Here is a 14,935-nt window from a genome sequence, read left to right on the forward strand (position 1 = left end):
GGTGGGTTAACGGGAATGTAGGCAAGCATAAATACAGTTACGATCGCCCGGCCAATTCTTGAATAAACGCCTGATGCGCGCCGTCAGCAATCCCTAGTTGCAGCACATTCAGCACTTCCATCATACTGCCCTCCAACAACGCAGGCACTGCTAGCCACAACCCTGGAAAACTGCTGCTGCGGATAATGCCATCGGCATCAGGTTCAATTAACACAAATTCTTCGGCTTGCAATCTGAACCAACTCAAACGATTCTCAAAGGTTTGCCAAACCAAATACTCCTGCACTCCATTGCGGCGGTAGGCGTTTTTCTTTGCTCCTAAATCAATTGTGGCACTGCTAGTAGCAATTTCCGCTACAAGTTCTGGTGCTCCTTCAATGTAGCCATCATCACTGATAATAGAGGTGCCGCCAATTTGAATTCGCAGCAGTGCATCTGGTTGGGGTTCATTGTCCAAATCCAGTCGCGTAGTCGTGTTGTCGGCGGCGCTAACACCCGGTGTGGCAGTCCGATACACCCCTAGCCAGGTAACTAAATCGGCATGAGGAACACCATGAAAAGCTCGTACAGGGGATGCCACGTAAACTACTCCTTCAATTAGTTCTGCTTTAAATTTCTCCGGTGTCGCTGCATAGCGACGTTCAAACTCAGCACGAGTCAGGCGATCGCCACTTTCCAAAGCTGGAACGGGTATGGAACGAGCAGACTGCTGCAACACCATAATCTACCTCTAAAACGTCAAATAAATAGTTTAATTATAGACTTTCTCAGGTACATTCAGTAACATGATGTGCGATGGTAATTGGTAATAGTTGTAGTTGTAGGGTGCGTCGCCACAAACCATCACAAACCTCAATTGACCATCTCACAGCGACGCACCTTACAGTTGACCTGTGACAGCGAGGTTTTTAGGGTGGGGATTTAAACAGTGGACAGTTAACTGACAACTGATTCATTACCAATCTGGTGGCAAATTGTAATATTCTAAGGTTGATTTATCTTTCATCAAATCTTGCGTTTGCTCATCTACCCGAATCTCACCATCCGCCAAAATTAACGCCCTTTGAGTCGTTTTCCCGATCCAATTCAAATCATGGGAGGCGATCAAAATTACCTCGATCGGCAATTGTGACAAAACCTTAGCCAAATGCCTCCGCCACGACGGATCGAGTCCGTTAGTGGGCTCATCCAAAATTAAAATTGCCGGATCTAATGCTAAAATTGCTGCTAATGCTGCTAACCTTCTTTGACCCCCAGAAAGCTCGTGGGCTGAACGGTTGGCAAATTCGACTAAGCCAAATTCTGCTAAAAGAGACAAAGCTCGATCGCGCGCCACTCCCAGCGGCACCCCATAATTCCGCGGCCCGAACATCACATCCTCTAAAATAGTCGGCATAAATAGCTGATCGTTCGCATCTTGAAAGCAAAATCCAATCTGCCTCCTTACTTGCGATAAATTCGCCTCTTCCAGCTTGGTTCCCTGCACTTTGATTTCGCCGGAATGAGGCATTTTTAATCCGATTAAGTTTTCTAGCAAAGTGCTTTTACCAGCGCCAGTTAAACCCAGTAAAGCAACTCTTTCTCCAGGTTGTAAGGTGAATGAAATTCCTTGCAATACTGGTTTTTGCTGCGGGTATCCGAATACCAAGTCTTGTACTTCGATTGTTGGCTTCATTTTGAGATTAGTCAATTTTTATTTGCCTTGATTTTAGGATGAGGATTTTTTTACCGCAGAGGGCGCAGAGGGCGCAGAGAGGGGAGAAAAGAAGGGGAAGCTATAAGTAAAAAACATTTAAATCGTCAACTACTGACTACTGACTACTGACTACTTAACATAAGAAGCTATTGTTAATCCGGTTGCGGTTAAAATTGCTACTGTCAGCCACATTCGCTGTTTTGGTGTCGATCGCGTGTCGGCGGGCAATGTTCCTTGATAGCCGCGAATTAGCATGGCTGCGTGTACTCTTTCTGCGCGATCGAGACTTCGCAAATAAAGCGCTCCTATCGTCGAAGCACTGACGTAGCGCAGCCATCCTCCCTTACCAGATAAGCCTCGCAGTTGGGCGGATCTTTTCATGCGGTTGACTTCAGCCAGCAGGATTTCTAAGTATTGTCCTGCTAAAAGAACAATCTCTTGCAAACCTGCTGGTAGGGGCAATCCTTTGAGGGCGATTCCGAAACTGTGGGGCGGCAAAGTTAGCAGAAAACTGTTCATGATTAGCAGGCAGATTAGGGAACGCAACAACAAAAAACTCGCTCGTTCCCAACCTTGTGGCAACACTAACAATGACAGAAAAATTAATTCTGCTCCTAACATTTGTACCAGGGTTCGCAGCGGTGCTCTCAGCCACAATGACCACAAAAGTGCGATCGCACCATAAATCCCCAGCCACAGCCAAGCGCCTGTCTTCATAAAACCAAGCCCAATCACAATTATCAGAGACAGTCGCAATCGAAAAGGTATCGAGAGTTTAAGCATCTTTGGGTTTCACCAATTGAGCAATACCAAATGCCGCGCCGAAGCAGATTGCCGAACCCACAACTCCAGCAATGCTGGTACCAATCGGCTGTGCTTCTAATCCTTTAATTGTGTAATCTGCCAAAGGAGTCGGATTTTCGATCGCCACCGCTTCTTTATCTTTAAAGCCATAATTTTCTGCTACCGCTTCTAACCCGTCGGGCCAACTTGAAGCGAACAGCGAAAGCACTCCAGAAATTAATAAAATCCCGATTACTGGCACTACCCATTTTTGCAATTGCGGCTGTTCTCCTGGTAACAAATCCGGCCGCACTTTGACGAGATAAGTTAAAACTGCGCCTGTAATTACCCCTTCGCCAATGCCAATTAAAATATGTACGCCTACCATTGCGGGCAATGCCATATTCAGCGCTACAGTACCAGAAATTGCCAGTTCGATCGCCACACAAATAGAAGCAGCAACAACGCTGAGCGCGCCTGCAATCCCCGCAGCTAGCGGCAAACGGTTTCTGGAACCTCCCAACAGTTGCTGCAACGGCTGCAACAGCCACCAGCCCACCCAAATGCCGACTAGCCCCATGTTAAAAATATTGGCTCCCAGGGCGGTGATGCCCCCGTCTGCAAACAACACGCTTTGAATGATAAAAACCGTGCTCATTGCCAGAGTTGCTGCCCAAGGGCTCCCCAAAACTACAGATGCCAGCGCCCCTCCCAACAAGTGCCCGCTTGTGCCGCCGGCTACGGGAAAGTTGATCATCTGGGCTGCAAACACGAAAGCTGTGGTTAAGCCCATGATTGGGGCTTGCCGCAATCCAAGACTGGCGCGGGTTTTATTTAGGGCAACCGCAATTACTGCTGCGCTTGCTATGCCGGTGGCAATCGCTACGGGCGGTGAAAGAAAACCATCAGGTATGTGCATTGATGTATCCCAAATAATAGAACTGCCAACCCTTTAGTCAACTATTTTTTACAAAACTTTACAATCCCCCCATAGGGGATTTTCTTTTCAGAATCTGCATATCTTCGGCTTATTGATAATATTTATCAATAATCTGCGACCAACTCATTGCCAAAATCCTTAAAAAATCAAGCTTTGAGACAAATATTAAAAAAAAAAAAATAACTGAAAGTCAATAATTCGATTAATTCTACTTTGTTGAGAAGCAATTGCATTACTAGCTTTCTAAAAAAGCGGTAGAATGCCCATAATCTCGTAAAAGTAAAAGTTTTGCGTGCTCTAAAAACTAAGAAGTCGGATTTTTTTGCTAATAAATCTCGTTTTAGCAGTATTTTGCGGTGTTTCGTCGTGCGATCGTGCGATCGATCTCTTCTGCACGAGCTGCATTCTCAAGAAACTCAAAATACTAATGCAGTTATTCTCAAATACCTTCTCTAACAATCCACAACCAAGGATACCCGCCAGCCCTGCAACACTCACTCGAAGACTCAACTACCAATTCAGTTACATTCGTATTAGTAGTAATGGTTTATACCAGACATTTGGCATTTCCCTTGCTGCGTGGTGCCGGTAAAATCTTGCCGCAAATGCGTACCTAGCCTTTTGGTCAACTTTTTTGAGTTTTTTAGCCATTGCTATCGGCAACTGGGCTTATATGCGTTATCGAGCAGTCATAAATTTCGGCTGAGCAAGAGCTTTGCCCAAATAAAACTCACCTTTATGGCAGTAAGTTTTGACGGAATATCACGAATTTAGCGTGCTATTTACATTACCTTTGACAGCAGCTTGTGCGTCGATTTTGTGGAACTACGGCGATGCAATTTTAGAGCAACAAAATCGCCCAATTTTAACCGCTACCTGCGTCGCGTTGATGGCAATCATGTTTTTGGCAATGGGCGGCATGGTAAGCGGAATTGGCGTTGCTAAAATTCACGCCTTGTAGTTAACAGTTAATCTATCTAAGATTTTGCACCATTTTCCATCATCTTTTTATCGGCGGGCTAGGAGCAACGACCCACAAGAAAATTAAATTTTTGTGGCACAAGCCGGACAGCCTGTTAAGGATAAAAAATTTAATAAATTAAACATCTGCCACACTGCTCTCTCTCCAGAAGCCCGGGGTAAAAAGAGGCAGAGTCTCGCCCCAGAAGCATTACCAGGCTCTTCCTGGTAACGAGCCAATCGCTTAAGTTATTAAATTTTCATTCCTAAGCCAGAATGATGTTCTTCGATAATCTAAAATCTTCAAGCCCCCGAATTTATCCGTGGGGTCGCCTCTAAAATCTAAAATCTAAGGAATGAGAATTAAATAACTTACCATTTGATGGTTATGGTGGGATGGGCGGGACGCCCATCCCACAAACTTGTCTAAGTTATTTAATTCGCGAGCCTAAAATCTAAAATCGAATGACTCCTGACTCAATGCCTTAACGAAAAGACTTTTTCAACAAGCCCTAACTTAATTAATGTGAGGTTTGATGATCCCAACAAAAAATAAGCCGCTCCCAGCCAGGGAGATGCACAAAATAGTCTGGGTTGACGTCGGAGTTTTGACTCTTTTCTTTGTGACTTTTCCCATCACAATGTAGCGCCTTAGTCAAAAAGAAAACTTTCGCCGTTTTCACGCCAAGTCTTTGAGAATTGAAGGGCAAAACTCCGCTAGTGCTGTTGCTAATAAACCGGCCCAAGTAACAGCGGCTAACAGCAGCGCACCGATTGCTACAAATAATTTAGCTGCGGACACTCAGCAAAAAATGGCTGAAAAACTTCCTAAAACTGTACCTTTCACTAATAACTCCGCTCAAACGCCTCTTGCGAGCAGCCCTACAGATAAGACTGTCCAAGCTGCACCTGTATCAGCAGCTAATCAGGAAGTTGTGGCGGTGGATGGGACTAATCAGACAGCAGCAATTATCGATCGCACTCAACTAGATGAATTAGCTCTCAAAGTGTAGGATCGCATTGAGCGACGTTGGCAGACTAGCCCTACCTTCACACAAAATCTAGTCGATCGCGTCTGTGCAAGTCAAGAATGGGCGATCGCCAATTTCGAGCCTCTCAATCAACCAGCCCAGGATTACACCCAAGAAACTCCTTTACCAAATCTGCTCAAATCTGCCCAAACTACCAGCAGCAGTACAACACCCCTAACTAAATTGACAGTAGTATTTGCACCCACTGGAACCTTAGAAGTTAACCGCTAACTCACATACAACATCTCTCCCGTAAGGTGTACATCATGTACCTTACTTTTGCTTGTCAACTAAAATGTGATATCATAAATAGCACCCTGTAAAGCATTCTACCTCTCAGACAAACAATGAAAGAACTCGACGATAAAAAAACCCAAGAACTGCTATGCACCATCATGGAATGGGAACTAGCAGGAATAGTGCGCTACACGCACTATGCACTAATGGTTACAGGGCCAAACCGAATTCCCATCGTGCAGTTTTTTCAAGCACAAGCAAACGAATCCCTAGTCCACGCCCAACAAGCTGGAGAAATTCTCACAGGTTTAGACGGACATCCCAGCCAGAGAATTGCCCCCATCGAAGAAACCTACAAACACTCCATCAAAGACTTGTTGGAAGAAAGTTTAAATCACGAAAAAAAAGCGCTAGAACAGTATAAATCCTTACTTGAAGTTGTCACAGACTCTAGCGTTTATCTCGAAGAATATGCCCGCACAATGATCGGACAAGAAGAATTGCACCAAGTAGAGCTCAAAAAAATGCTGCGGGATTACAGTTGATTTTATTGAAGGAAGAATGAACAATGAAGAAGGAACAAGGAAGAATCGCAAATTCTACCTTTTTCCTTGTTTCCAAATGCCCTGTTTGCCCTGTTTGCCCAATTCCCATAAATGAACTTTACTGAAGCTATCCCAACTTTTGTAATTACCCTCCGCGAAGGCGTTGAAGCTGCTTTGGTCGTCGGAATAGTCCTAGCTTGCTTGAAAAAAGCCGAGCAAACTAATCTCAATTCCTGGGTTTATGCAGGTGTCGGAGCCGGCATTGCTGCTAGCGGTTTTGTCGGTCTATTGTTTAATGGATTGCTGGCCGCACTATCAACATCTAATCAGCCTTACGCACCTGCAATCAAACAGCTATTAGAAGGGGTGTTGGGAATTGTGGCGATCGCCATGCTAAGCTGGATGTTAATTTGGATGACTCAGCAAGCCCGCTTTCTCAAAGCAGAAGTGGAAGGAGCAGTTACAGCCGCTTTGACAGAAAATACTAAAGCTGGTTGGGGCGTATTCGGCTTAATTTTTATCGCCGTACTTCGCGAAGGTTTTGAAACAGTTATATTTGTCAGCGCTCAATTTCAACAAGGCTTAAGTCCTGCTTTAGGTGCTTTAGGTGGTTTGATTGGGGCTGCAATATTTGGGGCGCTGCTGTTTAAGTGGGGTATCAAAATTGATATCCGCCAGTTTTTCAAGTTTATGGGAATTTTGTTGCTGTTAATTGTTGCGGGTTTAGCAGTATCGGCCCTAAAACATTTTGACCAAGCGGCTGCCATTTTGTCGCAGATGGATAATAAGTATGCAGCGATTTGTGTTTATTTTGATCGCACTGCACAAATTCACTCTTGTATTTTAGGGCCGATGGTGTGGAATGCAGCAGCTATTTTGCCCGATCGGCAATTTCCGGGAGTTTTTTTGAAAGCACTATTTGGATACAGAGATCGACTTTATCTGATCCAAGCAGCAGTTTACATCACATTTATAGCAACAATCGGCAATCTTTATTTCCAAAAACTAGGCGCGAAACCTACCGTTGCGGGCAACAACACTCAGCCTGCTCAAAAGACAAATATTGCTCCCTATAGCAATCATAAATGATTCACAAAATTTGTAGAGTAGTGCCAAGAATGCCTACCCTCGATCTGGTTTTTTCCCACCCATGAAGAACTCCAGAATAAATTATACAAATGATTTAGGATTGCTATAGTTTTCAACCCAGTACCTGCCTGCCCACCCAAAATCTTCTCTAAAACCTCAAATCTGAGGAAAAATCCCTCTTCAGAAGTCTCGCCCGCACGCAGATATCCTGCTGCCCACAAGATTCTTGGCGATCGCCCTTTCTGATAGACTCCCTTAGCGCTTACAATTAGTACAACAATATTTACAAAGCTCAAAAAGTTCTTAATAAACCTTATAATCCTTAATGAAGCTTAAAATTAGTAAATTGTTCGTTAAAGTTACCTGGAACCCCCAGAAGGCTGTAGCCTCCCCCATCTGGTTAGCGATGAGATAAATAATGATGCCTCGGATACTTGTTATTGATGATGACGCGGCGATCGCCGAACTTGTAGCCGTCAACCTAGAAATGGCTGGCTACGAAGTCACCCAGGCAGAAGACGGCATCAAAGGTCAGGCACTGGCAATACAACTGCTGCCCGACCTGATCGTCCTAGACCTGATGCTGCCTAGAGTAGACGGATTCACAGTATGTCAGCGTTTGCGTAGGGACGATCGTACCGCAGACATACCCGTCTTGATGTTGACAGCCTTAAGTCAAACTCAAGACAAAGTAGAAGGCTTCAACTCCGGCGCCGACGACTACCTGACCAAACCGTTTGAACTAGAAGAAATGCTGGCGCGAGTGCGAGCATTGCTGAGGCGCACAGACCGCATCCCCCAAGCAGCCAAACACTCCGAAATCCTGAATTACGGCCCACTGACCCTTGTCCCCGAAAGGTTTGAAGCTGTTTGGTACGTTAATACCGTCAAACTGACTCACCTAGAATTCGAGTTGCTGCACTGCTTGCTCCAAAGGCACGGTCAAACAGTCTCTCCCAGCGACATTCTCAAAGAAGTTTGGGGCTACGACCCCGACGACGACATCGAAACCATTCGCGTACACATCAGACACCTGAGAACCAAGATGGAACCCGATCCCCGCCACCCTCGGTACATCAAAACCGTATACGGGGCGGGTTACTGTCTGGAGTTGCCCAGCAACGAGCAAGTAGCCGAGGAAACCAAATCCTCAGCTTGAACCGGCGCGCCAGATGCCGCAAGCAGTTAAAAATCTCACTAGAAAAGCCTGAGAGCGTTTGCTTTCAGGCTTTGTGGTTGGGAGTTTGAGATGAATATGTCAACAAATAGCCATTAACTCTCTTGATTCAGAAAAAACAATCCTGCACCATCTTTTAGTCTTACTTTTATGATCAAAGCTTGCCGAGAAGAAGGTATCGGATTTCTTTTGCCACCTTGTCTTTTCCGAGAAGATTAAATAGTTACTTAAACAACAATACCCTTACTAAAACTACAGCGTAAACCCATCTAATTTCTAAATTCCGATATATATAGCAATCCTAAATCATTTTCTACACTTATTATGATCTAATTATATCCAATAATTAATTATGACGATAAAAATGAATAACTTACAACTGCCACAGAAAGATATAGAAAAAGAAAGAGTGGCTTTAGAATTTTTCATTAAAAGCGATCGAACTGTAAGAGAAATAAAACGAGCAATAGCTGTAAGGATGGCTATCGAAGGTAAGTCTTACCATGAAAACAGCAAATTTTTAGGTGTAAGTAAAATTTTTATTGGTTATTGGAAAAAACAATTTAAAACCAAAGGTGTCGCAGGGATTAAATTAGCAAATAAAGGCTCAAAAGGATATCTAACATCTCTACAAAAAACTGAAGTAATCGAATGCCTAAAGACCTAAGAATCTTGGGATTTCGATGAGCTTGTTACTTATTTAGAGCGAGAATTTGGTGTCAGCTATAAATCAAAACAGAGCTACTATGAACTTTTATCTCTGGCGAAGATTACCTGGGAAAAAAACTCAGAAAATTAATCCCAAATCAGATACAGAACTGGTCAAAAAAAAGAGGGAAGAAATTAACAATATTTTAACCAAAAACAAGGCTGGCATAGAATCTGGGCAAATAATAGTATTTTTTTTAGATGAGTGTCATCTACTTCATGGCGATCTCAACTGGATTTGACAATATGTTAAATTTTTATGTTACATATTTCAACTAAAACAAGTAAGAAATATTATTAAATAGACTTGACAATATATTATAATTGTTGCTTATATCGCGGTTCTCAAGCTTTGTGAGGTATCAATAGTCCCGACAGTTTTTATATGGCCCAATGGCTTATTGTCGCTTGACTTCGCAGCCCCTGTGGATAATTAAATCAATGTCAGCTACCTCCCTGACGCGGCATTTAATTCGACTTTTTTATGAATCCTTGCCCCGCGTAAGCTTGTAGTATCGTTCCAAAAACTGTCCGGAGTATTGGGAAAAAGGTAATTGGGAAAAAGGTAATTGCCGATCGACTCCTGACCTATTACGCATTACCGATTACCTATTAACAGACATTAGATTAACTTATTACCCAAAGTTCGGGAGAGTTCTCAAGCAACTTCCGAATCGCTACGTTGGTGTTCCATCCGAAATACATTAGCGTACAAACTAGCAACAATTTGTTTGCCTTCCTGCGTCAATTGCAAGTAACCGAGAGATTCGCTGATGTGAGGATAAATGCTGCTCCAGTAAAACTTTGAGTAGCTTTGTAGCAAGTCACCCGGATGTCGGTAGCCTAAAAGTTTAGTAGCACCGCTTTCTTCCAACTCGTAAAATAACGCACCAATTTTCTGCAAATATTGTGGGTTGCTGAGCTGACCTATCAAGTCAGCGCCGCGAACTAAACTAGAATAGTTAACTGCATCTTCGTTGGTATTGCCGTCGAGCACTGAGAAACGAGTTTGTTCTATGTTGTGCTTAATTATCTCAGCATTAATTAGCTTGTGGTTGCCGAATCGCTCGTCAATGAAAAGTTTTGCTCTGTCAACTCGGTAAGCAGCTAGGCTAGCCGCTGTGGCACCGGGAGCAAGTGCAACTCTCATGCCGTCTTTTCCGGTAGCATACAGTCCTTCTGATTCTTGGTCTTGCCTACAAACTCCTTTGACATATCCGATGTCTTGGCACAGCAAAGAAATGATGTAGTGGAGCCAGTTTTCGCAGGATACTCCGCCCTTGCGAATGTGTTTTCCCCGCAAGATTTCTTGACCTACTAAGGTAATGCAAATGGCGTGTTCTACATTGTGATAAAGAGCGTCGCTGTTGGCTATGTTTTCTAATGCCATTGCTCCCACCCAGGCTATTATGTCTGCATAGTCGGATTTGTAGCCTCCGTAAGTGCGGCTGTACCCGTTCTCAAGTTGTTGAATGAAAGCCTCGATTAGCAGTTCTGTGGAATTAAACATACCCTGTTATTTTACCTTTATATTGCCTTTGAATAGCGGTGGATCGAGTTTTAGTTTATTTGAATTTAGAGCAAAATCTTCACTCAAAACTTATATTTAATTCAGGCTTTGTGGGTGGTTGGTACTTACATGAAGGCAGTTATCTCAACTTTCCTAAGCAATTGGATCCACTACTGACACCCATCCCCGCCTCACTGCGTAGAGCAGCCTGCTGACAATTTTTAGATCGTCTGAACTTTTTAAACTTTCAGAATTAATTGCGTTTTGTATTTGGTGGAACACAGTCCGATCGATCTTACCGGATTTCCATATGTTTAAGTAAAGTTCGGAAATTGTGTGCTCGGGAATATAAGTTTTGGTTCTCATCTGCGGTCAACTGAATGTATATTTCTGATTATCCGGCAATTTTAGATAAGTTTATGTGATATGGATCGGGCCCAGACTGTGATGCGATCGCACCCTCTCAGTTGACGGGCGTCTCTGGAAGATGCTGAGGCGATTTTCATAAATTTTGCTGGCGGCTGCGACCCCGATCGCAGTTGAGATTCAATTAATAATAGGCCACATATCCATTGGCTGGTTCCGGCGAGGTCTTCGTCCGAACTTCCAGCAACCAAGGAAGTTCGGACGAAGACCTCGCAAATTCCTTGCCAAAAAAAGTCTCATGGTGTAACATATAGAGTCTGGTATCCTCACTTACCCATAATTATTTTCATTTATCCCGTCCCCCCAGAGGGGAAGGGACTTTCAGTGCGGATGCCGCCAAATCACTATATTCAGCAAAAAGCTAGAAATGCCGTAACTCATGCCCACTATTCAGCAACTCATCCGTTCAGCACGAGAAGAAACGCAGAAAAAAACCAAATCGCCAGCTCTCAAAAGTTGCCCCCAGCGCCGCGGAGTTTGCACCAGAGTGTACACGACCACCCCGAAAAAACCCAACTCGGCGCTGCGGAAGGTGGCTCGGGTGCGACTGACATCTGGTTTTGAAGTGACAGCCTACATTCCGGGTATCGGTCACAACTTGCAAGAACACTCGGTAGTAATGATCCGGGGCGGTCGGGTAAAAGATTTGCCCGGAGTTAGATACCACATCATTCGCGGTACATTAGACACCGCCGGAGTTAAAGACCGCAAGCAAGGTCGTTCCAAGTACGGAGCCAAGCGTCCTAAAGAGAAAAAATAACGCGGACTTGATCGGTCGCCCGGGTGAGAAAGCAAAAATAAGTTCGATCGTCATCGATCTAAATTTGTTGAGTCCAAAACCCCAAATTCAGTCAATCAAAATCAAAAAACTCGAATAAAAGTATGTCTCGCCGCACAGTCATTCAAAAACGTCCAGTTCCGCCAGATCCAACCTACAACAGCAGGTTGGTAAGCATGATGGTAAGACGGATCATGCAGCACGGCAAAAAATCCGTAGCCTCCAGCATCGTCTACGACGCGATGAAAACCATCCAAGAACGCACGGGAGCCGAACCGTTAGACTTGTTTGAAAAAGCAGTCAAAAACGCTACACCCCTGGTAGAAGTTAAAGCCCGCCGGGTAGGTGGTGCGACTTACCAAGTGCCGATGGAAGTGCGTTCCGATCGCGGAACCACCCTCGCCCTGCGCTGGCTGATCAGATTTGCCCGCGCCCGCACCGGCCGCTCGATGGCCGCCAAGCTCGCTAACGAACTGATGGATGCAGCAAACGAAACAGGCAGTGCTATTCGCAAACGCGAAGAAACACACCGCATGGCAGAAGCTAACAAGGCTTTTGCTCACTATCGGTACTAAGCCAAATCGGGCATGGAGAAGAGGCAGATCGTGCGGTATGAAAGCATCGGATGAGGAATTGGGAAGTGTAAGTTTTGGGTGTTGAGGTTGCCTGCCAGGACGCAGCGGCGATCGCGCGCGTGCAAACTCAAAACTGGGAAAATCCAAATTTAGGCACTCTCTGAATCCTCCATGTCGCATCCTTAATATTTTTGTAAACATAATGTTGCAAAAAATATTAAAATGTAACAAAAAGCTCCATATACTTATGTGGTAAGTCGCTCGGGAGTGCAAGATCGGGTGCTGTGTAGTATTATAGTATTATAACAGCAACACAAAATCAAGGAGGTAGCTGTGGCACGTACCGTCCCGCTAGAAAAAACTCGCAACATCGGCATCGCAGCCCACATTGACGCGGGCAAAACAACAACAACTGAAAGAATTCTGTTCTATTCAGGCATGGTTCACAAAATGGGTGAAGTGCACGAGGGAACAGCAGTCACTGACTGGATGGAGCAAGAGCGGGAACGGGGCATCACGATTACTGCTGCTGCTATCACCACCAGTTGGAAAGATTACAAAATCAACATCATCGACACTCCCGGACACGTAGACTTCACGATCGAAGTCGAACGCTCGATGCGAGTGCTCGACGGAGCGATCGCAGTGTTCTGCTCGGTAGGCGGAGTGCAGCCGCAATCGGAAACAGTTTGGCGACAAGCCGATCGGTACAAAGTACCCCGGATCGTGTTTGTCAACAAAATGGACAGGATGGGTGCAAACTTCTACAAGGTGTATGGTCAAATTCGCGATCGGATGAGAGCGAACGCGATACCAGTCCAAATCCCGATCGGCAGCGAAGAAAACTTCCGGGGAATTGTAGATTTAGTCGAAATGAAAGCCTACATCTACAACAACAACACCGGCACCGATATCGAGGAAATAGAAATCCCCGATGAGGTAAAAGAACTAGCCGCCGAATACCGCACCAAGCTGATCGAATCCGTAGCAGAAACCAGCGACGCCCTCACCGAGAAATACCTCGAAGGCGAAGAACTAACGCAAGACGAAATCCGCTCGGCCCTGCGCCGCGGAACAGTCGAAGGTACGATCGTCCCCATGCTGTGCGGTTCGGCATTCAAAAACAAAGGCGTTCAGTTGTTGTTAGATGCAGTCATCGACTACCTGCCCTCGCCCTTGGAAGTGCCCCCAATTCAAGGACTCCTGCCCAACGGCGAAACCGCAGAACGACCAGCAGACGACAGCGCGCCACTGTCAGCCCTAGCGTTCAAAATCATGGCAGACCCCTACGGCCGCCTGACCTTCGTTCGCGTCTACTCCGGTATCCTCAAAAAAGGCACCTACGTCCTCAACTCCACCAAAGACAAAAAAGAGCGGGTTTCTCGCTTAATTGTCCTCAAAGCTGACGATCGCATCGAAGTTGAGGAACTGCGCGCCGGAGACTTGGGAGCAGTCTTGGGTTTGAAAGACACGTTCACAGGCGACACCCTCTGCGAAGAAGGTTCCCCAGTGATTCTGGAATCCCTGTTTATTCCAGAACCAGTCATCTCCGTGGCTGTCGAACCCAAAACCAAACAAGACATGGAGAAGCTCTCCAAAGCCCTCCAGTCCCTCTCCGAAGAAGACCCTACCTTCCGAGTCAACGTTGACCCAGAAACCAACCAGACAGTCATCGCCGGCATGGGCGAACTGCACCTGGAAATCCTGGTAGACAGAATGCTGCGGGAATTCAAAGTAGAAGCCAACGTGGGTCAGCCGCAAGTAGCCTACCGCGAAACCATTCGCAAAGCCGTCCGCGCCGAAGGTAAATTTATCCGCCAAAGCGGCGGTAAAGGTCAGTACGGTCACGTCGTGATCGAACTCGAACCAACAGAAGTAGGAACCGGCTTTGAATTTGTCTCCAAAATTGTCGGCGGCACTGTACCCAAAGAGTACATCGGCCCTGCCGAACAAGGGATGAAAGAAGCCTGCGAATCGGGTATTGTAGCAGGATATCCCGTGATCGACCTCAAAGCTACTATGGTAGACGGGTCTTTTCACGACGTAGACTCCTCAGAAATGGCATTTAAGATCGCCGGTTCAATGGCGATCAAAGAAGCCGTGATGAAGGCGTCGCCAGTGCTGCTAGAGCCTATGATGAAAGTAGAGGTAGAAGTTCCCGAAGATTACATCGGGAACGTCATCGGAGACCTCAACTCGCGTCGGGGTCAGATCGAGGGTCAAGAGACGGATCGGGGAACTGCCAAAGTTTCTGTAAAGGTTCCACTAGCAGAAATGTTTGGTTACGCTACCGACATTCGCTCGAAAACCCAAGGTCGAGGCATCTTCACAATGGAATTCAGCCATTACGAAGAAGTGCCGCGAAATGTGGCTGAAGCCATTATCGCTAAGAACAAAGGAAACTAATGATTTTTGGATTTTAGATTTTGGATTTTGGATTGAATCCAAAGTCTAGAATCTAAAATCTCAAGTCTAAAATC

16 protein-coding genes are annotated in these 14,935 nt (G+C 45.4%); 11 read left to right on the plus strand and 5 right to left on the minus strand.

Annotated features, from left to right (window positions below; translation table 11 throughout):
• Positions 1-37: 37 nt before the first annotated feature.
• The 4 genes from IQ270_RS05990 to IQ270_RS06005 all read right to left on the minus strand — a co-directional run bounded on the left by IQ270_RS05990 (position 38) and on the right by IQ270_RS06005 (position 3,398).
• Positions 38-721 (minus strand): Uma2 family endonuclease, encoded by a 684-nt coding sequence (locus IQ270_RS05990; protein WP_193972336.1) that lies wholly within the window; start codon positions 719-721, stop codon positions 38-40.
• Positions 722-955: 234 nt separating this feature from the next.
• Positions 956-1,690, minus strand: coding sequence for an energy-coupling factor ABC transporter ATP-binding protein (locus IQ270_RS05995; protein ID WP_228056113.1), 735 nt, complete (start codon positions 1,688-1,690; stop codon positions 956-958).
• 135 nt (positions 1,691-1,825) lie between these two features.
• Complete coding sequence (locus tag IQ270_RS06000) at positions 1,826-2,479, minus strand: energy-coupling factor transporter transmembrane protein EcfT (RefSeq protein WP_193972337.1); 654 nt, start codon at positions 2,477-2,479, stop codon at positions 1,826-1,828.
• A complete protein-coding gene (locus tag IQ270_RS06005) occupies positions 2,472-3,398 on the minus strand; it encodes an energy-coupling factor ABC transporter permease (protein ID WP_193972338.1) in 927 nt (308 codons plus the stop codon). The genes IQ270_RS06000 and IQ270_RS06005 overlap by 8 nt, the downstream gene beginning before the upstream one ends.
• A gap of 309 nt (positions 3,399-3,707) precedes the next feature.
• On the opposite strand from IQ270_RS06005, the gene IQ270_RS06010 reads away from it, so the two are divergent.
• From IQ270_RS06010 to IQ270_RS30740, 8 genes are all read left to right on the plus strand, one after another.
• On the plus strand, positions 3,708-3,875 hold the full coding sequence (locus tag IQ270_RS06010) for a hypothetical protein (RefSeq protein ID WP_193972339.1): 168 nt from the start codon (positions 3,708-3,710) through the stop codon (positions 3,873-3,875).
• A gap of 295 nt (positions 3,876-4,170) precedes the next feature.
• Complete coding sequence (locus IQ270_RS30735; protein ID WP_228056114.1) at positions 4,171-4,380, plus strand: hypothetical protein; 210 nt, start codon at positions 4,171-4,173, stop codon at positions 4,378-4,380.
• Positions 4,381-5,071: 691 nt separating this feature from the next.
• Positions 5,072-5,392 carry a hypothetical protein gene (locus IQ270_RS06020; RefSeq protein WP_193972340.1) on the plus strand — a complete coding sequence of 107 codons (321 nt, stop codon included), beginning with the start codon at positions 5,072-5,074 and terminating at the stop codon, positions 5,390-5,392.
• Positions 5,393-5,757: 365 nt separating this feature from the next.
• Positions 5,758-6,192: a bacterioferritin gene (locus IQ270_RS06025; RefSeq protein ID WP_193972341.1), complete on the plus strand. Its 435-nt coding sequence runs from the start codon at positions 5,758-5,760 to the stop codon at positions 6,190-6,192.
• Between the two features lie 111 nt (positions 6,193-6,303).
• Entirely contained in the window at positions 6,304-7,281 is a 978-nt protein-coding gene (locus tag IQ270_RS06030) for an FTR1 family protein (protein WP_193972342.1), read from the plus strand.
• Positions 7,282-7,702: 421 nt separating this feature from the next.
• Positions 7,703-8,440, plus strand: coding sequence for a response regulator transcription factor (locus tag IQ270_RS06035; protein WP_193972366.1), 738 nt, complete (start codon positions 7,703-7,705; stop codon positions 8,438-8,440).
• A gap of 382 nt (positions 8,441-8,822) precedes the next feature.
• On the plus strand, positions 8,823-9,125 hold the full coding sequence (locus IQ270_RS06040) for a helix-turn-helix domain-containing protein (RefSeq protein ID WP_193972343.1): 303 nt from the start codon (positions 8,823-8,825) through the stop codon (positions 9,123-9,125).
• A 79-nt stretch (positions 9,126-9,204) separates the two neighbouring features.
• A complete protein-coding gene (locus IQ270_RS30740; protein WP_228056115.1) occupies positions 9,205-9,408 on the plus strand; it encodes a hypothetical protein in 204 nt (67 codons plus the stop codon).
• A 416-nt stretch (positions 9,409-9,824) separates the two neighbouring features.
• Here IQ270_RS30740 and IQ270_RS06050 read toward each other — a convergent pair whose 3' ends face one another.
• Positions 9,825-10,676, minus strand: a complete 852-nt coding sequence (locus IQ270_RS06050; RefSeq protein WP_193972344.1) for an Npun_R2479 family HD domain-containing metalloprotein — start codon at positions 10,674-10,676, stop codon at positions 9,825-9,827.
• 805 nt (positions 10,677-11,481) lie between these two features.
• Here IQ270_RS06050 and rpsL point away from each other — a divergent pair.
• The 3 genes from rpsL to fusA all read left to right on the plus strand — a co-directional run bounded on the left by rpsL (position 11,482) and on the right by fusA (position 14,861).
• Positions 11,482-11,862 carry a 30S ribosomal protein S12 gene (gene rpsL / locus IQ270_RS06055; protein ID WP_193972345.1) on the plus strand — a complete coding sequence of 127 codons (381 nt, stop codon included), beginning with the start codon at positions 11,482-11,484 and terminating at the stop codon, positions 11,860-11,862.
• Between the two features lie 122 nt (positions 11,863-11,984).
• Positions 11,985-12,455, plus strand: coding sequence for a 30S ribosomal protein S7 (rpsG, locus tag IQ270_RS06060; protein WP_106150481.1), 471 nt, complete (start codon positions 11,985-11,987; stop codon positions 12,453-12,455).
• A 333-nt stretch (positions 12,456-12,788) separates the two neighbouring features.
• Positions 12,789-14,861: an elongation factor G gene (fusA, locus tag IQ270_RS06065; protein ID WP_193972346.1), complete on the plus strand. Its 2,073-nt coding sequence runs from the start codon at positions 12,789-12,791 to the stop codon at positions 14,859-14,861.
• The last annotated feature ends 74 nt before the right edge of the window (positions 14,862-14,935 follow it).

It is taken from the genome of Microcoleus sp. LEGE 07076 (assembly GCF_015207455.1).
Lineage (GTDB): Bacteria > Cyanobacteriota > Cyanobacteriia > Cyanobacteriales > Microcoleaceae > Microcoleus.